Source organism: Methanosarcinales archaeon Met12 (assembly GCA_002813105.2).
Classification (GTDB): Archaea; Halobacteriota; UBA148; order UBA148; family JAJOKI01; genus JAJOKI01.
This window is the reverse complement of sequence record CP017966.2, coordinates 928,619-948,107: the sequence shown is the minus strand read 5'-3', so window position 1 is coordinate 948,107 and position 19,489 is coordinate 928,619. Positions and strand designations below refer to the sequence as shown.

Here is a 19,489-nt window from a genome sequence, read left to right as displayed (position 1 = left end):
CCATCAATATTCTTGTGCTGGGAATCTCACCTGATTGGGTGGATAAATCCTCCAACTATCATGTGATCCGCCAGCACAAGAGCGACCATCGCCTCTGCCACAGGAACGATTCTTGGACAGATGCATGGGTCATGGCGCCCTTTGATTCGTATTTCGGCGTTAACCCTCTTCGACAAATCAACGGTCTTCTGCACTTTGGAAATAGAGGAAGTTGGCTTGACCGCAATTCTGCACACTATGGGCATGCCATTGGATATTCCACCGAGGATGCCGCCAGCATTGTTTGATTTGGTCATCACGACGCCTTTGTTGAGCACAAACGGGTCGTTCATCTCGCTTCCTCGCATCGTTGCACATCCAAATCCAACGCCCATCTCAACGCCCTTTACACTCCCAATTGACATCAGCGCTTTCGCCAAATCCGCATCTAATTTATCAAATACGGGCTCGCCCACGCCTGGGGGCACGTTTAATGCAATGATTTCAACGATGCCGCCAATGCTATCTCCTTCTGATTTTGCCTCCTCTATGCACTTGCACATCTTTTCCGCTATCCTGACGTCGGCGCACCTGACCACGTTCTTTTCCACGTTTTTTCGTATTTGGCCCAAATTGACGTCGCCGACAGAAATGCCCCCCACTTCAACGACGTGTCCCAGTATCTCAACGCCCTTCGTCCCGAGCAGTTTTTTTGCCATCGCCCCTCCTGCAACCCTGCCCACCGTCTCCCGTGCAGAGGCGCGCCCTCCGCCCCTATAATCCCTAAAACCGTATTTAGCCTCATACGTGAAATCGGCATGCCCGGGTCGTGGCATATATCTCAGTTGTTCGTACACGCTGGAATCGACATCTTTATTCCAGATTAGCATCGAAACGGGCGTTCCGGTCGTCTTGCCCTCGAATACGCCAGATAGTATTTCCACGACATCCGCCTCTTCACGCGGAGTGGTAATCTCACTCTGACCTGGGCGCCTTCTATCCAGCTCCTTTTGAATATCCTCCTCGCTTAAGGGCAGTCCGGCTGGGCAACCATCCACAACAGCACCAACAGCCCTGCCATGACTCTCGCCCCATGTTGTGAGTCTAAATGCCCGACCGAATGAATTTCCGCTCATCATTCCACTCTTATATTTGCGTCCATACTAAAAAGGTCATCGAAAAAGTCCGGATACGATACCCCCACGGATTCTGCGCTATCGATGGTCGTCTCTCCTTCCGCTACCAGTCCAGCTATCGTGAGTGCCATCACAATCCTATGGTCGTTATATCCGCATAACCTTGCGCCGTGCAGGTGCGATTCTTCGATTATCAGACCATCTGACAGTTGCTTCACCTTTGCCCCCATCTTCGCCAATTCGGTAGACATCGCCGTCAACCTGTCCGTTTCCTTGTAGCGCAGATGGGCAGCGTTGGTGATTTGCGTAACGCCTTTGGCACAAGCCCCCAATATGGCAATGGTCGGAACCAGGTCAGGGTGGGCCCCCGCATCAATCCTAATGCCCTTCAAATCAGCCCCATCAACGGTCACCACACCTTTCTTCTGGTTCCACTCCACGTTCGCACCCATTTGCTGGAGGATGGTTATGATGGCAACATCTCCCTGTTTAGATGGAAATAGATTCTTAACTACCACCTTTGAATTGGTAATCGCCCCTGCAGCGAGCAGATACGAGGCAGATGAGAAGTCGCCAGGAATCATATATGGCCCAACATCAATGGACTGCATGCATGGAATTGTAAATTGGGTGGAATCTGTAAATAATTTCACGCCAGCGTTTTTTAGCATATCTATAGTTATTTCTACATATGGCCTGGATTTCAGCTCACCGTCTACACGTATTGTAGTATCCTTTTCAACAAATGGGCATGCAAGCAACAAACCTGAAATAAATTGTGAGCTGATAGACCCGTCAACCGTCGTTTTGCCCCCTTTAAGTCTGCCCCTCACAACTATCGGCGCAGTCCCATCTCCTTTGGTGGAAAACGCGACCGCTCCCAGTTCATTCATCGCCTTCAACAAGGGGATATTTGGACGCTTGCGCAAGGATGCGTCACCCGTTAAAACTGCTGCGCCGTCTATCAAACCAGCAATGGCAATCATAAATCTAAGCGTTGTCCCTGAATTGGCGGCGTCTATTACATTTTCTGGCGTTGTGGGCTGTCCATCCACGCCGCTGATTCTTAAAACATCTTCTTTTCCTTCGATGATGCGTATAGTTGCTCCAAATGCCTCGCATGCATGAACAGTGGCCAACGTGTCTTTTGAAAGGAGAGGATACGATACCTCGGACTCCTTGCCAAGGCTGGCGATTGCCACTGCTCTGTGTGTATAGCTCTTTGACGGAGGAGCATATGTAGTACCTTTTACCGTTGACGGCTGAATACTAACATCCATAGTAAACAAATAATATTATGAATGAAGATATATAAACATGGTAATTGTATGCTGACCAAAAAATTGGTGCATGAACTAAATATGCTCGAGCGACATATATTAGTTCTAAAGACAGTTATGCGTGGAGAGCCAATCGGAATATTAAAACTTGCTGAAGAGACGGAATTTCCAAAACACAAGGTCAGATATTCCCTACGAGTGCTGGAGCAGGAGGGATTGATCGAGCCATCGCTTCGCGGTGCTATAACAACCAATAAGGCAAAAAAAAGTATCGTATGCTTAAAGTCAGATATCGAGCGGCTCGATAAAAAATTAAATCAGATTTATCGAGGACTTTAAGTAAATGGCCTATGTCACAAATAAATCAAAATCCTCTATCGAAAAATTTAAATCAAGTATAAGCAGTTTGATGTCAACGACCAATACCACATGGCAGTGCCGCCATAACTCAGTTGGTAGAGTGTCTGGCTGTTAAGTTTTCACATAGAGACCAGATAGTCACAGGTTCGAGTCCTGTTGGCGGCGTGAAGCAAGATATGGAATACAAGACCAAAAGGGACGAACTCATCGAGGGATTAAAATCATATGGCATTGGCGAGCATGTGCTAAAAGCGATGAGAGCGGTCCCGCGCCACCTGTTTATCCCTGAAGAATTTAGAAAGTACGCCTACGTCGATCGTCCCCTCCCAATCGGAGAGAATCAAACCATCTCGGCACCACATATGGTCGCGATGATGTGTGACCTGCTGGACATCAAAAAAGGCATGCAAATTCTGGAGATTGGTGCTGGGTACGGATACCATGCAGCAATCATGGCTGAGTTGGTTGAAGATGGTCATATTTACACGGTCGAACGCCTGGAATCCTTGGCAAATGCGGCGCGAGAGAACATCGAACTTGCAGGTTATTCAAATGTAACGGTCATCATCGGAGACGGCACGCTGGGATTGCCCGAACATGCGCCATATGATAGAATCAGCGTAGCATGCGCCGCACCAGACATCCCACCGCCCCTGCTCGAACAGCTCAAATACGGTGGAAAGATGGTGATACCCATCGGGCGTTATTCTCAGGAACTATATCTCGTCGAGAAGAAGGATGACGTCATAAAAAAGAGGAGTGGCGGTGTGATGTTCGTTCCACTGATGGGGAGATATGGATTTCGTGAGTGATGCCATCTGAGATTTTTGACTTTCTACATTCGTGACAGCTTTTTGTAGAATTCTTTTTCCTCCTGGAGGTCTTTTTTGACGATGTGTTCGATATCGTCCCATGTAGCTACCCTTACTGGTCGTTTCATTTCTGGATGGTATATAACTTCCATTATGGTCACTTCTAATTATTTTGTGTGGTTTGCTATCCATATAGTTACGTCATTTATATTATATGTTCCGTTTGCAATTCTAAAGAGAGCGTCAAGTTTGGTTCGTTCGTTTTTCACCTTTAGTTTTTTGCCATGTAGTGAAAGAAAAACTTTAGTTGATTCGTAGGCTGTCCTTTTATTGCCATCCACAAATGGGTGGTTTTTAGCTATGCCGACCATCAGGATAGCGGATTTTCTGTTCACTCCTCTTGACCTCATCACGTTATACAGTACATAATCCAGTATTCCTTCATCTCTAAATACTCCACTTTCACCGATGCTTTTGTTTATCTTTATTATGGCATGTTTTGAAATTACGTCTCTTTTTATACCAGTCATAACCACCATAAACTTAGTAATTTACTATATTTAAATTTATCGGGTTCCATGGAATGCCATACTTCAAAACCACTGGTCCAGCGTCCTCTGTCTCCTGTCAGAGGCATCGACCAACCGCTCCAGCGCTTTACGAACTCTGTCTTCTGAAAAATCGTGCCGACCGCAAAGAAAACTCTCGACCTCATTCTCGTCGGGTTCGCGCCATTTTACCTCGTAATCCGAGGCGACATCGGGATGTAAGAAAACGTCCCTAATCGCATCGAAATTCTCGATGTCTGCACCCAACTCGGCCAGCGCGCCCTCGATTGCGCCATGCTTTTTGATCAGTTTCAATGCCGTTTTTGGTCCAACTCCCTTGACGCCGGGGTCATAATCCGTGCCAATCAGAATTGCAATGTCGACCAACTGTTCGCGCGTAATTTCCAGGGTGCTTAGAATTGAGTCCAATTCGACGTTCTCTGGGTTCACGTCAATATAGACGTTCTTTCCAGGCAATTTGCGCCTGCCTGTGATGGCCAGGTTCCTGATCAATATGGGAGCACCAACGAGAATGGCATCGTAATCTTGTGAGCCTACTGCATATGCGTCGCCGTTTATCGCCATGAATGCCGCTTGAGCTTCTCCTTCGGACGGTGCCTGGATACATGGAATTCCCATGTGCCTCAAAAGCGTTTTTGCACCATCGACTATCTGCGTATCGATCTTGGAGGATGCCTGAGCGAATTTGATGGCTTCTGCACTTCCAGCTTTTTTTGCCTCCGCCCATAATCTCTCAGCCGCGATTCGAACCTCGTTGCGCTCTTGAATGGTCCTGGTCTTGAGTTTCGATGGCTCTCCATCAAATACGAAGATGGGCTTGAGTCCGCCCTCTATCAAGTTGGTATTCCGATATAGCAGTCCAGAGAGGTGCGATGTTATCTCTCCCCTGGAGTTCATCAATGGCGTGCCATCGGGCTGACGAATGATGCTGAGAAATTGATAGATGGCATTATATGCGTCGATAGCTATAGCCTTCCCGAATAGGTCCTTCAGGCTGATTTCCTGCCTTTCAACCATATCTCCAAAATCTACTCCCATGGCCGCTCCGAATAGGTTTTCAATTGTACTTTATTATACTTTGTGCCCCTTAAAACTAAATATACCTTAAGGCACAATGAAGTAATCATGTACAAGATCTCGCTGGCAAGACACTGTACCGATGACCCGGATAAGTATATAGCGGAAAGTAGTTTCAGCAGACCCTTTTTCATGAAAAAACTCTGCCAGTTGTTAAAAAAGCGCGTCGCCAACCTGAAATGCGCCGAAGACCTTGGCGTGGCCAAGTTCGAGATCGATGGCAAGACGGTCATGATTTACAGGAACGGACGAATAGACATAAGGTCGGTAAAGAATGTAGCCGACGCCGAAGCCATCATGGAAAAGACCGAAAGATTAGTAGCCACGGCGTATGATTGGTCTGGCGAGTTATCTCCCAATATTAAACGCGCTTAATGAGTTCTCATACACCTGGTTTAAGAGCTCCGTTGCGTCCATATTTTTTATTTCTGAGATTTTTTTAATCGAGAGTTCGACATTCCAGGGAAAATTTGTCGTTCCAGAAGGTGCGAGATAGGGCGCATCCGTTTCAAGCAGGATATTTTCAACAGGACAGGATTTTGCGAGTTTTTTATGCAATTTAGACGCCAGTATCATGGTCGAAAATGAGATATAATGGCCAAGTCCGATGCATCGCTCCATTATTTTTTTGCTTCCTGAAAAGCAATGCATAATGACGTTGTTCATATCGTTTTTTGTATCGTTTTTTTCTAAAACGCTTTCTAAAACGCTTACTACTGCGTCCTCTGCTTTTCTCGAGTGCACAACCAATGGGAGGCTTAATGACCTGGATAATCCTATCAGCTCTTCAAATCTTCGCCTTTGCGCCTGTAGTATATTCTCATCGGTATCCCAGAAATGGTCGAGTCCAGTTTCTCCAATTGCCACTATTTTATCCGCATTCTCCTCTATGTATCTAATTTCGCTTAAAAACTCCGAGTCGCTTATATTTTGGCATGGATGGATTCCTGCCGTGGCATAAATAAAATCGGGATGCCTGGTAGATAATTCGATTGCCCTCCTGTTCCATGGTATATTGGCGCCAGAAACGATTAAAAAATCCATTTTACGTTTTGCCTGCTCTATTATTTCATCCAGGCGACCATCGTATTTTTCGTGCTGCAAATGGCAATGGACGTCTACCAGGCGTAGTGACATCTTAATCGATTATCGATATTCGCGTTTTGTAAGCGATTCTACTGCCTCATTGATTCTTTTGACGGTAGCAGTTAGCTTTCGTTCCACGTTTTCCTCGACTCCCTGGATGTTCACCCTTAGTGAGCGCTCCTTGGCATCGAGCTTGTTTTCCAGAACGCTCAACCGCGTATCCATGCTCTCAAACAGTGCGGCTAATGCTCCTGCAAATATCATCGCAGCTATGACTATCACTGGGTCTCCCCTAACCACTGGCCAGAAAGTTGTGAGTACAAAAGCCGAAGCCACCAGTATGGCTGAAAATAATATGTTTCTCATCTCCATCTATTTCACCTCATATCGACGAACTTTAATCGTCTGTTATGTGATACTATCTCCATATATTATAAACTTTCGCCAATTGCCAATTTAAGATGTATGACTGGATGCCCGTGCCCTTGGTCGCTTGAGTATTTCGATTAACTGCGCCTTTATTTCTGCTACGCCCTCACCTGTCTTCGTGGACATGTCAGCGTCTACTCCCCTCAAATCGCCTTTATTCGTAACCACCACTATCGGGATTTTCAGTTCTTTCTCGATATCGACTAACAGGCGCTTCTGGGCATCAAGTAAATATCCACATGTCTCACTTGGGTCCAGTATGAACAAAACCACATCTCCCAGGTGTTTGAGCGCAGATATCGCCTGTAACTCAATGCGATTGCGCTCCGAAAGGGGACGGTCCAGTAACCCTGGAGTATCGATAACCTGGTACCCAATCCCATCATGAGTGAAGTGTCCTACTAAAACGCCCTTCGTCGTGAAGGGATATGTGGATATCTGCGGTTTTGCACTGCTAATCCATGCGACAAAGCTCGATTTGCCCACGTTTGGGTAACCAGCAACTATAATCGTAGGAATATCAGCCACCGCCGGCAACTTCCGCAATTTACCCCTTGCCTCATTTAAAAATTTCAGATCCGAATCTATTTCCCGAACAACCGAGGCAATTCGTCCAAAGGCTTGTTTTCGAATTGCCGCAGGATTCTGGCCCTTCCGCAAGTTTCCAATATAACTCCTCGAAAGTGTCTTGACTTTGGTGCTCGCCCAGTGCAGAGAGGACAACGACATTTTGAGTTGGTCTATGCCAACGAGGATGTCAGTTAGCTCCCTGTAAAACTGCGGTATGTCATCGAAGTTAGGAAATCGCCTGACGTTGTTCAAGAGATTATCTGAGATGATGTTCGATGCCGTCAGAATCATCGACTCTGTCGCTTTAACCCGCACCGCCTTTCCTCCTCCTGTACGGGATGCCTTTTTGAACGCCTTGTCAATCAGCTCTTCTGCTGTAAGCACTGTCGGTAATTTCTCGAATATCATGACCTCTTCATACCATTATATAAGGTACATTGATGTATAATTAGCCACTGTTGAATTTCCGAAGGAAATACAACCCTCGCAGTTCTCCGAACTGCGACATGTTCCATCACCTGAAACTCCATGGGAGTTGCAGGTCCACCACTTCTTTGAAGTGGTACATGGTGCATCTCGAAACATATTTAACATCTAAGAGACTAAAAACTATTTATTAATCATTATAATGGAGAACATCATGGAGCTGCCGCCGATTCAAAGGGAGATTCTTGCCGCCCTCATAAACATGGTCCGTCAGAAAAATGAGGCTGTGAGGGGGGAAGAGATAGCCAGGATTATCAACCGAAACCCCGGCACAGTTCGGAATCAGATGCAGACGTTGAAGGTGCTCCAGCTGGTGGAGGGCATTCCAGGGCCAAAGGGAGGATATATACCAACTGGAAAGGCATACGAGGTCATCGGCATCGAGAAGATAGATGAGGAGGCGATGGTTCGCATCCACCGCGACGGCTCCGAAATAGAGGGAGCTACGGTTTCGGAGATAAGTTTCACGACCATCAGACATCCCTATTTATGCTACGCATCCATAAAAGTCATTGGGAATATACGCTCGATTAATACAGGAGATAAAATCACGATCGGCCCCACGCCAGTGAACAAACTGATGATAAGGGGGGAGGTCTATGGCCGCAACGATGTAGATAATGTCATACTGTGCTCCATTGTAGAAATGATATCCCTGCCGAAGAGATTGGTCAAAGAATATGTACCCAAGAAGATGGTGTCCCTCACCCTTGACTCGACCATACAGGAGGCGGCGCGTGTTTTAATCAAGCACAATATCCACGGTGCCCCGGTGATGGAAAACGATGAGATACTCGGAATCGTGTCGTTTACTGACATTGGACGGGCGATATCGAGGGGGGAACCCAACGCACTGGTTGAGGATATAATGAGCAAGGACGTGATAACGATAGACGGCGAGAGGCCGCTCAACGAGGCCATCAAGGCAATGAACGAGCATAAAATAGGGCGACTGATAGTAACCGAGAAAGGAAAAATGATGGGAATCATCACAAGGACGGATGTCCTGAGTGGGCTGGCTGTGTACTGAAGCGTACCAATGTTACTCTTTCCTGCGACAGTTGTAATCTCTTCGAGATTTCAACTCATTTAATACATCTTCAAGGGGAATGTCATTGGCAGCCAATACCACCAGAGTGTGAAATATCAAATCCGCGGATTCGTGGATGATGTCTTTACGGTCTCCGCTTTTTGCCGCCATTATCAATTCGCCTGATTCTTCTTCGATTTTTTTCAGGATTCGGCCATTGGCATCGCTCAACAGTGAACATACATAAGACCCTTTTTTGGGATTCTTCTTTCGGTCCTCTATCACATCGTAAACTTCCCGTATGATGGAAACATCTGTCCTCATTTCAATCTCCTCCATCCCCTTCTGGTGAACTCGACTAATGGGTGCGGGGGATAGTCCAGTATTTTTATATCGTTCAGCGAATGAAGCCCAATATTTCTGGCAGTTTTTTCCATTCCAAGCGATATATCTTTTTCCAATATGAGTATGTATGCATCCATCGTGTCGATGCCAAGTTTTCTCGCCGCGATAACCCTGTGATGCCCGTCTACCAGGAGCAGTTTGCCGGGTTTTCGTATGACGACTATCGGTTCGACCATGCCTTTTTTCAATTCATATGTCCTGCCCTCGAGCTCGTCTGCGTAAATTTTTGATTGCGTCGGAACGAGCTGGTTTATCGCCACTTTATCATTTGCCACGCTTATCTTTACGTCGTGAATGGTTTCCAGCGTCCTCTTTAACTTCCAGACCTTTTTCGGGTCCGCCCGCTCGATCTGCGAGCGTATGACGTCTGCGTTGCTGAGAAGACCGATGAGCTTCCCGTGCTTATCGACCACTGGCAATTTGGACATGCCTGTTCTGAACATCACCCTTGCCGCATCGGCCAGGTCCATCTCCTGGTGCGCAAGCACGAGGTCGGTGGACATGACTTTGGATATCTTGTCATTCTGACCGCATAACAGCAAGTCCGTAGAGGTGACATAGCCATCTACCTTGCCGTTCCTTACGACCGGGAAACTCTCGTGCCCTGTCCTCTCGATGAGTCCTATGACGTCTGCCACCGTGCTGTCAGGCGAGACGATGTCGACATCATAGGTCATATAATCCCCAACTTTCAGTTTGTCTGTCATGGGCATCTCAAGTAGTTTGGTCGGCAGAGTATTTATAATATCTAATAATGTCATAATATTAGTCCTGTTTTAACATCCTGACGAAATCCTTGACCACGTTGTGCTCTTGACATGTAAATATCAGATCAAACAAAACAGCGATAATACCTGCCAGAAAAATGCCATCGGTGACACCTGCTCCGCCGATGATGATGAACACTGCTCCATCTGGCCTCCACCATTGCAATATGTGATATAGGTAAAGCACATCAGCCCCTATTAATATGCCAAGGGTGGCGCACACATATGTCATCAGCGCAGTGTTATAGTCATTAACTCTGGGGTCTTTTTTTAGTATGAATGCAATGGCTGCAGCGAGCATTGGCGGTATCGCGAAAAAGTATATGATGATTCCGACGTCTGGATCAAAATTAGTATATAAATATGTGACAGTGGCAACGATTGTAGTTATCAGCGCAACCTCCCTGAGCGGCAAGCGTTTCTGCATGAGTATCTTGGCTGAAACGATGAGGGGTATCAGCAGCCCGATGACGTTGAACCCAATGAGCTTGTTGCCCACCTCTATAACAGGTATGTTCATCAAGTTATTCTCCATGGGCAAAATATAGAAGAACAATGGGATAGCCATTAGCAGGACCAGCTCTGAGAATCTAAATCCCACCTGATAAAAATACAGCGCCAGCAACTTTGACATAATCAAGATGATGAAAAACAATGCAAAAATCTCGAGAAAGGGGGGGGGTCGGGCTCAAGCATGATATGAACAGGACGCACCATCTTATAAAGATAATCTGTAACTGTCGGTACCCAAAGTTTTATATATTACCTCATCATCATTATTATCATGAGGTGATGTAATGGTTAGAATATTACATGCGCAAACCGTGCTCACCGATGAAGACTTAAACCGGTTGAAGAAGAAGACCGGCGAAGGTTCGACAAAGGAAGCACTCGCAACAGCAGTTCAACATTACCTCGAATGCGACAGCACAGAAGTGAGTGATATGTGGCAAAGGCGATTAAAGCATCTAGTAAAAATAAAGCAATAGCCACCTTTTCAGACACTCTGTGCAAAAGAACATAAGAGGAGTGAAAAAATATGAAGAAAATGAAAGCAAATGGGAAATTTGGGGAAGATGAAGAGGCAGTATCGGCCGTCATCGGCGTCATTCTGATGGTGGCGATTACGGTCGTCTTGGCAGCAGTCATCGGAGCATTCGTATTCGGAATAGCTCCGCCAGAGCCAGCACCAGACCTGCGGTTCGTGGGCGTAGCAGCAAATCATACAACAGATAATATAACCATGACGCCTATTGGCACTGCGATGCCGATGAATGTTACGGATTTGGTAGTGGTGGTCAATGATGTACATATTCCCTCTGGCAGAGTCACCCCGACTGATATAATGGTTGGGAGGACGGTTACGATCAACGCCAGTGCCCTTGCCCCTTTCGGGCTTGGAGCGTCAGTCCGCGTGATAATAACACATCTGCCGACAGGGCATCTGATGTTGGACGTTCCCGTGACAGCCGGAGCGTAGTATCAACCCTGAACGAATTGGGAGCGGTGCGGACTGCTCCTTTTTTATTTTTTAATTTATTTTCTTTATTTTTCAGTTGGCAGTGTCATCTTTTTATATGAATGGCTGTAATGGAATGATGATAGGAGGAGATATATGAAAATATTAAGCTATAAAATCATGCTCAGAAAAGAGCCAGAGGGCGGTTATACAGTGATAGTTCCATCTCTTCCAGGCTGTGTTACATACGGGAGCACGATAGACGAAGCGATAGAGATGGCGAAGGAAGCTATCGAATTATACATAGAGAGCTTAAAAAGGCATGGCGAAGATATACCAACAGAAAAAGGAACTTTGGAATACAATCTAACGGTAGAGGCTCATGCCTAAACTTCCTTCTCTTACTCCCCAGAAAGTTATCAAGGTACTTGAAAGGAGGGGATTCGTGCTGGATAGGATTAAAGGAAGCCACCATATTTACTACCACACGGAAACGAAAAGAAGAGTTGTTGTCCCCCTTCATAAAAGAGATTTGCCGAAGGGAACATTGCTTGAAATTTTAAAACAAGCAGGGATAAGTAAGGAGGAGCTGAGAGACCAATGAGGTTTTTGTTGATTCTAATGTATTTCTAAAAATATGGGAAGGTCTTTAGGAATCCTATGATATAGCCAGAGCGTAGCATCAACCCTGAACGACTCTTAGGAACGGTGCGAGTCCGCCTAAATCTGTTGATTTAGTCGGTACTGCTCCCCTTTTTTATTTTCCTTGTATTTATGGAATGCTACTTTTGGGATATGCTGTTGATTAAATGAGATTAAATCATGCGAATCTGGAAAGTTTAATACTGGCAGCCAGTATATAGATACTAACAGGGGAGTCTCAATAGTGAACATGAAATTGGTTACGACCGGTATAAAAAGCCTGGACGCAGTACTAGGCGGGGGAGTACTACCCGGAACGACGATATTGTTGCTGGGAGAGTCCGGAGTCGGTGCCGAGGTGTTCGCAGACCAGTTCGTCTTTGGTGGCTTAGAGAACGGTGAAAACGCTTTCTACTTTTCGACCGAGAAACATATAGAGGGCATCAAAGATAATATGGCAAGATTGGGATTCGATGTTCAGAAGTATGAAAAGAAAATCGATTTTATCGATGCCTATTTGCCGCGATTCGCAGAAGCACTTCCCAGTACATTAACCAAAGGGACATCAGTGCAGAACATCATAGGAAAAAGCATTGGCGTTGATCAACTTAGCACATTGAAATCAGTGATAGAAAGAGATCATGGGAAAAAATATAGGGGTGTCATCGACTCGATTTCATTCTTCCTTAGAAACTATGAACTGGAAATGGTTACAGATATTGTCGAAGTCATGTCATCCATTGGACGGCTATCTGGTGGATTGCACTTGCTTTTGATGACCAGGGGCATACATGATACGATTGCTGAAAATATCATGAAGCATGTGGCAGGCGGGGTTTTCGAGCTATTCACAAGGGAGAAGGGCGACAGACTGGAACGCTCGATCATTATTCGTAAACTGCGTGGCATGCCAACGCCCACCAGAATCTTTCCATATAATATTGAGCATACGGGCATCGAATTGGATACTACAACCAGGGTCTTGTAGACGTCCCGAATCGGGTGTTGTGACATTGACCAATAATTTTATTAACAGTGAGTTATAAATCACGATATTCATGGAAAGTGAGCAGGTAAGAAAAGGGATAAAAAGCAAGTGGTACTTTGGGTGGAGGGAGCTGGCCCTCATTTTTGCCTCATTTACCTATGTGGCAGTTATGTATAGTGGGGCAGTGCTTCTCGGATTTGTCCCCATGCCAATCTATCTTGACCCCAATATTTTGCTAAAATCGATGGTGATATGGTCTACGGCCCTTTATTGTTTTGTCATATACATCTCTTTTCGGTCATCACGATTTACAAAACAATGAGATTTATCGTGTTCAGATGTTATCGGGAAATTCTCACCACTACCTGATAAAAGCAAACACTGTATATGCAAAGACCATGAGGATTACAGAGTGTTTTAGTCCGGCGGTGATGTTCCCACCTCCTATCTTTCCTGCAATCAATCCGGATGTGAATGCTTGGATTATTGCGGCATGGAAGAATAACCGTGTATATACAGCTGGGTCAAATTCAGCCAAAAAACCCACCCCTGGGCCCGCAAGGGCACCAGCCTCGGCCATAACAGGCATAAAGACCGTCGATAGAATCCAAACGATTAAAAGAAATACGAAGAACGCCATATAACTTATCACAACATACAGGAACATACTCCCTCGTCGTTCATCCTCAATAACCTTTGACCCTCGGGCATCTTTTGCCGTTGACTCTAATATATCAGGAATGTTGGCCCCGGCACGCTCTGCTTGATTGATCAGCGAGACAGACCGCTGAATCATCAGAGTTTTTTTCCGTCGGGCAAAGTTTTGCAACACTTGCTCAAACGGGATGCCCCATGATACCATTGCATCCATCCTCTTGATTTCCGGTGCCATTGCATCATATTCGCCCTTTGCCACAACGCTCAAGGCATGCGGAAGCGTCATCCCCGCTCGATTGAGGTCAGCCATTTCCAGCATAAAGTCCGGAAAGCGCTCTTCAATCTTAGTGATATCCTTGTACCTACTATATTGAAAGACTCCGGGAGGGACAATCGCAATCAACACCGTAAATATGATGACATCGTCAACCATGGGAGTGCCCCAAACAATCCGCATGCCAAATATCAAGAAGATAAGTGCGGCAGGTATGCTAAATATCATTGCAAAAGCCGGATTTCTGAGTAGCATGTCTTCTGGCGCTTCGATAGCCTGTTCTATGAACCACATGAGCTTCGCCCACCATCTTGGCTTCGGCCTCGTTAACACTTCGTCTTTCATTTAATCACGCCCTTGGAGTGGCCATATCTACCATGAGCAAGATTATCCCACTCCCCATAGGTATCATAACATAGATGACCAGATACAACAACACAATTTCAGCACCCATCATCGACATGATTGATAATATTACGATGAGAAATAATGGTCCAGCGACGAATGCCGTCACATACGTCTCGGCGATAATCCCCAATTTCTCGATGAACTCCTTCTGGACCATTCGTTTTTCAGTCATATATGCACCAGCTTTGAGCTTGAAATATGGCTCGAGTTCGCCACCCGCCGTGCTTGTCGTGATGACGCCTTGTAAGAACTCCTGTAATTTCTGGGATGGGGTTGTCGCAGCTACGTTTTTTATGGCTGTATTTAGGTCACGTCCAAACAAATCAACGTCCCTGATTACGTATCGCGCTTCTTTCGCCAGTTCGCCATATACCTCAGATTTAGCCAATGAATGGAATATCTTTAGTGGCGTCACACCTGCCCCTGCCATCGCAGCTATGTAGTTGATGGCATGCGGCAATGTGGCGTCGATGTCCCGTTTTCGCTGGGCCATTCGCATGACAGGCAAGACCAGAAACCCGAGATATGTCAAAACACCGAGTCCGAAACCAGTGAGCATGGAAAGAGCTACGGTTATAATATCAAAGACCCAAAACACATGTACGACCATAAGAGCAATGACGATGCTGACGAACCCAATTATCGTCGCATAGAGCGTGGCAGTGGAAAGGTACATTTCAAACGTAACATCCATCCGTGCTCCTTGGAGATCTTGCCGAAGATCATAATATTTCCTCGCTTTTGACCTGAAGCGGTCTCCAAAAATATTGTATGCGAGCCTCTGAAACGCACTAACTGCCATACAACTCCTGCCTAACTATTTTCATCAACTCTTCCGGTTCCTGATAGTACATGACCACGATTTTTGCAACATCTTCGTAATATTTAATCCCCTTTGATACCATCCATTTCAATATATCTTGCCGTCTCTTGAGTTCGTCTCCCATTTCTTTATCATTCCAGGCACGCTCTTCCATTATCCTCTTCAAAACATATGATGAACCGGAATATTTGAATTTGTCATCAGAGAAGTTCCAGCGGAAAACTTCATTGGTCAGTAGCTCGTTTGTATGTGGATCCATACCTACGACCTCTACAACTGCCTTCATCCGTCGAACTCGTTGCTTATTGACATATGTCTGGACGTTTATGCAGACGATGTCCAGTGATTTAAGCAATATTCGTGGAATGCTGATTGGCGGGTTCTCTAACCGATGAACAACCGAAATTACTGAATCTGCATGCATGGTCGAGAACGTCGTGTGCCCAGTAGCCATCGCCTGAAACATCACATAAGCCTCTTCACCTCTAATCTCGCCCACGATCAGAAATTCAGGACGTTGCCTGAGTGCGGAACGAAGCAAGTCATACATATCGATGTTTCCCTCTTTACTAAATGTCTCACGTACGACCCCTGGAATCCAGTTTTGGTGCGGTAGATTCAGCTCGCGAGTATCCTCAATTGAGACGATCTTCGCTTCTGGTGGAATGAACAGTGAGATGGCGTTGAGAGTCGTCGTCTTTCCAGAGGCTGTGCCGCCGACAAAGATAATGCTTTTAGCATTCTCTACAGCTAACCAAAGATATGCAATTGCCTCTACTGAGAACGTGTTGGATTCGATGAGCTCGGGTGGAGTAAATGGACTTTCTCTGAACTTCCTGATAGTGAATGTACTGCCACGCGTGGTGACCTCCTTACCCAATGTCAACTGAACCCTTGAACCGTCTGGTAACGAACCATCAAGTAATGGGTTTGCGATGGATATATGCCGTCCACAGATCTGAGCGAGTTTAATGATAAATGAGTATAATTTATTCACATCCTCAAAGGTAACGTTGGACCTAACTGACCCAAACTTTTTATGATATATGAAGATGGGGATATTGGGACCATCGCAAGAAATATCCTCTATATTGGGATCACGCATTATCGGGTCAATCTTTTCATACCCCAAAAAATTGCGTGTCGTATAATACATGACCCTCTCCTTTGAGGCAGGGGTGATATCAATGTGATGACTTCGTAAAAATTCGTTGATGCGATTAGTCATAAACTGCAATGCACCTTGTCTATCAACGTCCTTCAAGTTCATGTCTAATGTCTCAATCAATCGATCTTGAATCTCACTAAGGAGCTTTTGTTCACCTTCGCTCAACTTTGGCTCAAGAACATGGTAGTGATGTTCGTGCGTGGCCGGTTCATACATAACTCTGGTATATGCATATGGCTCATTAACTGAGCAGGTCTCAAGTATCTCCATACCTGGTGGCACGCTGAGGTCGACCAATGGCCCGTGCTTTTGCAGATCATATCTATCCACTTCCTCTGCCCCCCCAAACATGCGCTCGAACCATGTTGGCTTAACCGTGACATCTCTTGCCGTTCTCTGCCATACTGCCTCGGTCTCCTCGGCTATCTCGACCTGTTTAGAAATTTTTGGACGGACGATTCTCGCTTTTAACTGGTTTTTATCGACTGGTTTGGGAGAGACCAATTCGTCCAGTGTTTCTTTTGATATCTCTGCTGCTTTTTTTGGCATAATCCGCTTCTTAGTTGGTGCTATGTTTTGTCGCCGCCAGATGGAACATCTGACGGAGTCGTAATCCCTTTGGGATTTCGACATCTTCGAAATGCGCAGCGCATTTTCTATTTCCCTGAGCTCGGCGTCTGTCAAATTCGATTTTGGCTTGGGGAACGATATGAGTGTTTTACGCCTCTGCTTTCCGTCCTCACGCCAGTATAATCTTGCTCTTGTACATATCTCTCCGTCGTGGTATCTTTTGTATTCCTCAATTCTAGTAGATACTATTTTACCACCTGAGAAGATATGGGGAACATATTATACATATAGCTACTGGCTCAGAGAACACAAAATAATATTTATGCGTGAAAACATCACGACTTAAATCTAAATAAGTCCTTCAATCTCTCGACAAAACCCTTCTTTTCAAGTTTACCATAATTCTCTTCAAGTAAAGTTATGGCCAGTCTCTTGAAGCCTTTGGCAGCCGGTGAATTTGGAGTTGCAACTACTACTGGAGTCCTGAACAACGCGGCTTTTTTAATCTTCATATCCTCCGGAATCACTTGGAGGACCCGTGTCCCCAACAGTTCTCCCACCTTTTTACTTGATAATTCGTTCCTGCCCTCATCCGCCCGGTTAATGATGACTCCGCCCACTTCGACGCCAAACCCCTCTGCCAGTACTTTGGTTTTTAAGGCATCCACTATAGACGTGAGTTCCGGATTTACTACTAATAAAATTTCAGCAGCGATTGTCAAGGGCACCATGCTCTCTTTGCTGATTCCAGAGGGCGTATCGATCAATATGATGTCAGCTGTTTCACGAAGTGTATCTATCACCTCCTTGAGTTTTTCGGGCTTGGAATTCTGGAAGCCCTGTAAAGAAATGCCACTGGGGATGACCGTGACCCCGCCTATTCCCTTGTACATTGCATCTTCGACATCAGCCTTGCCAGCCAACACTTCGTGCAATGTCGTCGGGCTCTTTTCCAGCCCAAGAATAAATCCCAGATTAGCCATGCCGATATCTGCATCTATTATAACAACTTTTTTTTCGCTGTAATCAGGGCACATCGCAAGGGCAGTGCCAAGGTTGACCGTAATCGTCGTCTTTCCTGTGCCACCCTTGCCCGATGCAATGGCATATACTTTAGCCGCCATGTCTAACCTCTTTTTTATTTTTTCTTTTTGGTTTTTACCACAAAACCTCAACATCGCCAAATTCGATAATCTTACTATCCTTTGTCAAAACTTTAAACTACATAGTTCAGGCTCCTTTCAATTTTCCTTAAACCATCTTTGAACTTCAAATCGGCTCTTTTCTTTTCTAAAATAAATAAAGCCTCTGCCAATATAATTGCCGGGATGACAGCAGTTGTCTCCCCTCTATCTGCTTTATCGAGCACTTCTTTTGCTTTTCTGCCCAGTTTGGTATCTTCAGTTAGATGCCATAGCAGTGCATGCGTATCCACGACGAACATGCTAAATACCAACTTTAAATAATGAACTCTTCGCCTCTTTTATATCTTCTTCGGTTACCCCTACCCCTTTAAACAAACCGCCCAGTGAAACAACCCGCTTGGGAATCTGCTGTCCCTGAAGAAGGAGAGTCCTAAGGTCTTCGATTTCGCCCTCGATCCTGCCCAGTTTTTCATATATTTGGGTTTCGACTTCTGTCTGCATTTTTTCACCAGCGAATTGTATGTGTTAGTGTTTTATTAATCTTTGTGCGATTCTGCCTCGTCGGGTCACCACGATAACTTCCTTTATGACTTTCTTATATTGCAGGGAGTGGTGCGAACCGCTCCCCCTTTTTATTTTTTAATTTATTTTCTTTATTTTTCAGTTGGCAGTGTCATCTTTTTATATGAATGGCTCTATAATAGGATAAATAACAGGAGGGAATGTCGCAAGATGACAAAAACAATAGAGGTCGTCTATGAGAAGGGAGTGTTCAAGCCTCTGGAGAAGGTGGAGATAAGAGAGGGGGAGAGATTGCGGGTAGAGATAGATAGCTTAAGTAATATTGTAGACACTTCCTTTGGACTGCTGAAGGGCAAAGATACGCTCAAAACACTCAAGGAGTTAGAGGATGAATGGGGCTTTTGTTGATTTAACATATTTCTAAAAATCTTAGAGGGAAATTTAGAGATAAGAAATAAGTTTTTAGAACTGTGTAAGGATGAGAAGGTCTTTAGGAATTCCATAGTTTATAGTGAGGTCGTCTATGTCTTTTTAAAGCTCGTTACTGGAAAAAGTAGTTTTGAACTTAAGAAAGAGCCAGAAGTTATAAAATCAAAGGCTCAAGAATTGGAAAAAGTAGAAGCTTTGATTAATATCGCAGAGAATTTGCCCATAAGCAATGTTATAGAAGAAGAAGCAAGATGGATTGTTCAGCAATATGGACTACTCCCAAACGATGCACTCATCGCTGCAACGTGCAAACATTATGGAATTAAAAAGATAGCAACCTTTGACTCAGATTTTAAAAGGGTTGACTTTTTAGAGATAATCGTGCCAGAATGATGTTATTTTTCGATTGACCATAATT

29 protein-coding genes and 1 tRNA gene are annotated in these 19,489 nt (G+C 45.2%); 13 read left to right on the top strand and 17 right to left on the bottom strand.

Features of this window, described 5'->3' with window-relative positions; genetic code table 11:
• Window positions 1–26 precede the first annotated feature (26 nt).
• Both aroC and aroA read right to left on the bottom strand, forming a co-directional pair.
• Window positions 27–1,115 carry a chorismate synthase gene (gene aroC, locus BME93_06045; GenBank protein ID ATZ61609.2) on the bottom strand — a complete coding sequence of 363 codons (1,089 nt, stop codon included), beginning with the start codon at window positions 1,113–1,115 and terminating at the stop codon, window positions 27–29.
• Complete coding sequence (gene aroA / locus BME93_06040) at window positions 1,115–2,395, bottom strand: 3-phosphoshikimate 1-carboxyvinyltransferase (GenBank protein ATZ61608.2); 1,281 nt, start codon at window positions 2,393–2,395, stop codon at window positions 1,115–1,117. Before aroA ends, aroC begins: the two co-directional genes overlap by 1 nt.
• 21 nt (window positions 2,396–2,416) lie before the next feature.
• On the opposite strand from aroA, the gene BME93_06035 reads away from it, so the two are divergent.
• The 3 genes from BME93_06035 to BME93_06025 all read left to right on the top strand — a co-directional run bounded on the left by BME93_06035 (window position 2,417) and on the right by BME93_06025 (window position 3,567).
• On the top strand, window positions 2,417–2,734 hold the full coding sequence (locus BME93_06035) for a hypothetical protein (GenBank protein ATZ61607.2): 318 nt from the start codon (window positions 2,417–2,419) through the stop codon (window positions 2,732–2,734).
• 98 nt (window positions 2,735–2,832) lie between these two features.
• Window positions 2,833–2,920: transfer RNA gene (locus BME93_06030), tRNA-Asn, on the top strand.
• A gap of 11 nt (window positions 2,921–2,931) precedes the next feature.
• Window positions 2,932–3,567, top strand: a complete 636-nt coding sequence (locus tag BME93_06025) for a protein-L-isoaspartate O-methyltransferase (protein ID ATZ61605.2) — start codon at window positions 2,932–2,934, stop codon at window positions 3,565–3,567.
• A 23-nt stretch (window positions 3,568–3,590) separates the two neighbouring features.
• Here BME93_06025 and BME93_06020 read toward each other — a convergent pair whose 3' ends face one another.
• From BME93_06020 to fen, 3 genes are all read right to left on the bottom strand, one after another.
• Window positions 3,591–3,719 carry a hypothetical protein gene (locus BME93_06020; protein ID ATZ61838.2) on the bottom strand — a complete coding sequence of 43 codons (129 nt, stop codon included), beginning with the start codon at window positions 3,717–3,719 and terminating at the stop codon, window positions 3,591–3,593.
• Window positions 3,720–3,734: 15 nt separating this feature from the next.
• Window positions 3,735–4,097, bottom strand: coding sequence for a type II toxin-antitoxin system death-on-curing family toxin (locus BME93_06015; protein ATZ61604.2), 363 nt, complete (start codon window positions 4,095–4,097; stop codon window positions 3,735–3,737).
• A 63-nt stretch (window positions 4,098–4,160) separates the two neighbouring features.
• Window positions 4,161–5,174, bottom strand: a complete 1,014-nt coding sequence (gene fen / locus BME93_06010) for a flap endonuclease-1 (GenBank protein ATZ61603.2) — start codon at window positions 5,172–5,174, stop codon at window positions 4,161–4,163.
• A gap of 87 nt (window positions 5,175–5,261) precedes the next feature.
• Here fen and BME93_06005 point away from each other — a divergent pair, with 87 nt between their 5' ends.
• Window positions 5,262–5,588, top strand: coding sequence for a hypothetical protein (locus BME93_06005; protein ATZ61602.2), 327 nt, complete (start codon window positions 5,262–5,264; stop codon window positions 5,586–5,588).
• On the opposite strand, the gene BME93_06000 is transcribed toward BME93_06005, so the two are convergent.
• From BME93_06000 to BME93_05990, 3 genes are all read right to left on the bottom strand, one after another.
• Entirely contained in the window at window positions 5,562–6,350 is a 789-nt protein-coding gene (locus tag BME93_06000) for a TatD family hydrolase (protein ID ATZ61601.2), read from the bottom strand. The two genes, BME93_06005 and BME93_06000, sit on opposite strands and share 27 nt — an antisense overlap.
• Before the next feature lie 9 nt (window positions 6,351–6,359).
• Window positions 6,360–6,671, bottom strand: a complete 312-nt coding sequence (locus BME93_05995; GenBank protein ID ATZ61600.2) for a hypothetical protein — start codon at window positions 6,669–6,671, stop codon at window positions 6,360–6,362.
• Window positions 6,672–6,755: 84 nt separating this feature from the next.
• On the bottom strand, window positions 6,756–7,706 hold the full coding sequence (locus tag BME93_05990) for an NOG1 family protein (GenBank protein ATZ61599.2): 951 nt from the start codon (window positions 7,704–7,706) through the stop codon (window positions 6,756–6,758).
• A 232-nt stretch (window positions 7,707–7,938) separates the two neighbouring features.
• On the opposite strand from BME93_05990, the gene BME93_05985 reads away from it, so the two are divergent.
• Window positions 7,939–8,814, top strand: coding sequence for a CBS domain-containing protein (locus BME93_05985; protein ID ATZ61598.2), 876 nt, complete (start codon window positions 7,939–7,941; stop codon window positions 8,812–8,814).
• Between the two features lie 12 nt (window positions 8,815–8,826).
• On the opposite strand, the gene hisE is transcribed toward BME93_05985, so the two are convergent.
• Genes hisE through BME93_05970 form a run of 3 tightly spaced genes read right to left on the bottom strand, consistent with a single transcriptional unit; the run spans window position 8,827 to window position 10,620 of the window.
• Entirely contained in the window at window positions 8,827–9,138 is a 312-nt protein-coding gene (hisE, locus tag BME93_05980; protein ATZ61837.2) for a phosphoribosyl-ATP diphosphatase, read from the bottom strand.
• The gene (locus BME93_05975; GenBank protein ATZ61597.2) at window positions 9,135–9,926 is read right to left on the bottom strand and encodes a CBS domain-containing protein; all 792 of its coding nucleotides are present in this window, start codon (window positions 9,924–9,926) and stop codon (window positions 9,135–9,137) included. Before BME93_05975 ends, hisE begins: the two co-directional genes overlap by 4 nt.
• A gap of 58 nt (window positions 9,927–9,984) precedes the next feature.
• Window positions 9,985–10,620 carry a DUF1614 domain-containing protein gene (locus BME93_05970; GenBank protein ATZ61596.2) on the bottom strand — a complete coding sequence of 212 codons (636 nt, stop codon included), beginning with the start codon at window positions 10,618–10,620 and terminating at the stop codon, window positions 9,985–9,987.
• Between the two features lie 163 nt (window positions 10,621–10,783).
• Between BME93_05970 and BME93_05965 the strand changes: the two genes are divergently transcribed.
• The 6 genes from BME93_05965 (at window position 10,784) to BME93_05940 (ending at window position 13,397) form a co-directional block, all read left to right on the top strand.
• A complete protein-coding gene (locus tag BME93_05965) occupies window positions 10,784–10,975 on the top strand; it encodes a DUF5371 family protein (GenBank protein ID ATZ61595.2) in 192 nt (63 codons plus the stop codon).
• 59 nt (window positions 10,976–11,034) lie between these two features.
• A complete protein-coding gene (locus BME93_05960) occupies window positions 11,035–11,466 on the top strand; it encodes a type IV pilin N-terminal domain-containing protein (protein ID ATZ61594.2) in 432 nt (143 codons plus the stop codon).
• Window positions 11,467–11,601: 135 nt separating this feature from the next.
• Entirely contained in the window at window positions 11,602–11,835 is a 234-nt protein-coding gene (locus BME93_05955) for a type II toxin-antitoxin system HicB family antitoxin (protein ATZ61593.2), read from the top strand.
• Window positions 11,828–12,049 (top strand): type II toxin-antitoxin system HicA family toxin, encoded by a 222-nt coding sequence (locus BME93_05950; protein ID ATZ61592.2) that lies wholly within the window; start codon window positions 11,828–11,830, stop codon window positions 12,047–12,049. The genes BME93_05955 and BME93_05950 overlap by 8 nt, the downstream gene beginning before the upstream one ends.
• A 288-nt stretch (window positions 12,050–12,337) precedes the next feature.
• Window positions 12,338–13,075, top strand: coding sequence for an ATPase domain-containing protein (locus tag BME93_05945; protein ATZ61591.2), 738 nt, complete (start codon window positions 12,338–12,340; stop codon window positions 13,073–13,075).
• Between the two features lie 70 nt (window positions 13,076–13,145).
• Window positions 13,146–13,397 carry a hypothetical protein gene (locus BME93_05940; protein ATZ61590.2) on the top strand — a complete coding sequence of 84 codons (252 nt, stop codon included), beginning with the start codon at window positions 13,146–13,148 and terminating at the stop codon, window positions 13,395–13,397.
• 39 nt (window positions 13,398–13,436) lie between these two features.
• On the opposite strand, the gene BME93_05935 is transcribed toward BME93_05940, so the two are convergent.
• The 6 genes from BME93_05935 to BME93_05910 all read right to left on the bottom strand — a co-directional run bounded on the left by BME93_05935 (window position 13,437) and on the right by BME93_05910 (window position 18,621).
• Complete coding sequence (locus BME93_05935) at window positions 13,437–14,351, bottom strand: type II secretion system F family protein (GenBank protein ID ATZ61589.2); 915 nt, start codon at window positions 14,349–14,351, stop codon at window positions 13,437–13,439.
• A 4-nt stretch (window positions 14,352–14,355) separates the two neighbouring features.
• Complete coding sequence (locus BME93_05930; GenBank protein ID WRQ72893.1) at window positions 14,356–15,108, bottom strand: type II secretion system F family protein; 753 nt, start codon at window positions 15,106–15,108, stop codon at window positions 14,356–14,358.
• 97 nt (window positions 15,109–15,205) lie between these two features.
• The gene (locus BME93_05925; GenBank protein ID WRQ72892.1) at window positions 15,206–17,089 is read right to left on the bottom strand and encodes a type II/IV secretion system ATPase subunit; all 1,884 of its coding nucleotides are present in this window, start codon (window positions 17,087–17,089) and stop codon (window positions 15,206–15,208) included.
• Window positions 17,090–17,310: 221 nt separating this feature from the next.
• Complete coding sequence (gene minD, locus BME93_05920) at window positions 17,311–18,099, bottom strand: cell division ATPase MinD (protein ID ATZ61588.2); 789 nt, start codon at window positions 18,097–18,099, stop codon at window positions 17,311–17,313.
• Between the two features lie 92 nt (window positions 18,100–18,191).
• Window positions 18,192–18,431 (bottom strand): PIN domain-containing protein, encoded by a 240-nt coding sequence (locus tag BME93_05915; protein ID ATZ61587.2) that lies wholly within the window; start codon window positions 18,429–18,431, stop codon window positions 18,192–18,194.
• Complete coding sequence (locus BME93_05910) at window positions 18,421–18,621, bottom strand: hypothetical protein (GenBank protein ATZ61586.2); 201 nt, start codon at window positions 18,619–18,621, stop codon at window positions 18,421–18,423. The genes BME93_05915 and BME93_05910 overlap by 11 nt, the downstream gene beginning before the upstream one ends.
• 231 nt (window positions 18,622–18,852) lie before the next feature.
• On the opposite strand from BME93_05910, the gene BME93_05905 reads away from it, so the two are divergent.
• Complete coding sequence (locus BME93_05905) at window positions 18,853–19,050, top strand: antitoxin family protein (protein ID ATZ61585.2); 198 nt, start codon at window positions 18,853–18,855, stop codon at window positions 19,048–19,050.
• 6 nt (window positions 19,051–19,056) lie between these two features.
• Window positions 19,057–19,464 carry a type II toxin-antitoxin system VapC family toxin gene (locus BME93_05900; protein ID ATZ61584.2) on the top strand — a complete coding sequence of 136 codons (408 nt, stop codon included), beginning with the start codon at window positions 19,057–19,059 and terminating at the stop codon, window positions 19,462–19,464.
• Window positions 19,465–19,489 lie beyond the last annotated feature (25 nt).

Bases quoted from the DNA above. Each gene is read 5' to 3' on its own strand.
- aroC (ATZ61609.2), bottom strand. From the start codon at position 1,115: ATGAGCGGAAATTCATTCGGTCGGGCATTTAGACTCACAACATGGGGC.
- aroA (ATZ61608.2), bottom strand. From the start codon at position 2,395: ATGGATGTTAGTATTCAGCCGTCAACGGTAAAAGGTACTACATATGCT.
- BME93_06035 (ATZ61607.2), top strand. From the start codon at position 2,417: ATGAAGATATATAAACATGGTAATTGTATGCTGACCAAAAAATTGGTG.
- BME93_06025 (ATZ61605.2), top strand. From the start codon at position 2,932: ATGGAATACAAGACCAAAAGGGACGAACTCATCGAGGGATTAAAATCA.
- BME93_06020 (ATZ61838.2), bottom strand. From the start codon at position 3,719: ATGGAAGTTATATACCATCCAGAAATGAAACGACCAGTAAGGGTAGCT.
- BME93_06015 (ATZ61604.2), bottom strand. From the start codon at position 4,097: ATGACTGGTATAAAAAGAGACGTAATTTCAAAACATGCCATAATAAAG.
- fen (ATZ61603.2), bottom strand. From the start codon at position 5,174: ATGGGAGTAGATTTTGGAGATATGGTTGAAAGGCAGGAAATCAGCCTG.
- BME93_06005 (ATZ61602.2), top strand. From the start codon at position 5,262: ATGTACAAGATCTCGCTGGCAAGACACTGTACCGATGACCCGGATAAG.
- BME93_06000 (ATZ61601.2), bottom strand. From the start codon at position 6,350: ATGTCACTACGCCTGGTAGACGTCCATTGCCATTTGCAGCACGAAAAA.
- BME93_05995 (ATZ61600.2), bottom strand. From the start codon at position 6,671: ATGGAGATGAGAAACATATTATTTTCAGCCATACTGGTGGCTTCGGCT.
- BME93_05990 (ATZ61599.2), bottom strand. From the start codon at position 7,706: ATGATATTCGAGAAATTACCGACAGTGCTTACAGCAGAAGAGCTGATT.
- BME93_05985 (ATZ61598.2), top strand. From the start codon at position 7,939: ATGGAGCTGCCGCCGATTCAAAGGGAGATTCTTGCCGCCCTCATAAAC.
- hisE (ATZ61837.2), bottom strand. From the start codon at position 9,138: ATGAGGACAGATGTTTCCATCATACGGGAAGTTTACGATGTGATAGAG.
- BME93_05975 (ATZ61597.2), bottom strand. From the start codon at position 9,926: ATGACAGACAAACTGAAAGTTGGGGATTATATGACCTATGATGTCGAC.
- BME93_05970 (ATZ61596.2), bottom strand. From the start codon at position 10,620: ATGTCAAAGTTGCTGGCGCTGTATTTTTATCAGGTGGGATTTAGATTC.
- BME93_05965 (ATZ61595.2), top strand. From the start codon at position 10,784: ATGGTTAGAATATTACATGCGCAAACCGTGCTCACCGATGAAGACTTA.
- BME93_05960 (ATZ61594.2), top strand. From the start codon at position 11,035: ATGAAAGCAAATGGGAAATTTGGGGAAGATGAAGAGGCAGTATCGGCC.
- BME93_05955 (ATZ61593.2), top strand. From the start codon at position 11,602: ATGAAAATATTAAGCTATAAAATCATGCTCAGAAAAGAGCCAGAGGGC.
- BME93_05950 (ATZ61592.2), top strand. From the start codon at position 11,828: ATGCCTAAACTTCCTTCTCTTACTCCCCAGAAAGTTATCAAGGTACTT.
- BME93_05945 (ATZ61591.2), top strand. From the start codon at position 12,338: ATGAAATTGGTTACGACCGGTATAAAAAGCCTGGACGCAGTACTAGGC.
- BME93_05940 (ATZ61590.2), top strand. From the start codon at position 13,146: ATGGAAAGTGAGCAGGTAAGAAAAGGGATAAAAAGCAAGTGGTACTTT.
- BME93_05935 (ATZ61589.2), bottom strand. From the start codon at position 14,351: ATGAAAGACGAAGTGTTAACGAGGCCGAAGCCAAGATGGTGGGCGAAG.
- BME93_05930 (WRQ72893.1), bottom strand. From the start codon at position 15,108: ATGGATGTTACGTTTGAAATGTACCTTTCCACTGCCACGCTCTATGCG.
- minD (ATZ61588.2), bottom strand. From the start codon at position 18,099: ATGGCGGCTAAAGTATATGCCATTGCATCGGGCAAGGGTGGCACAGGA.
- BME93_05910 (ATZ61586.2), bottom strand. From the start codon at position 18,621: ATGCAGACAGAAGTCGAAACCCAAATATATGAAAAACTGGGCAGGATC.
- BME93_05905 (ATZ61585.2), top strand. From the start codon at position 18,853: ATGACAAAAACAATAGAGGTCGTCTATGAGAAGGGAGTGTTCAAGCCT.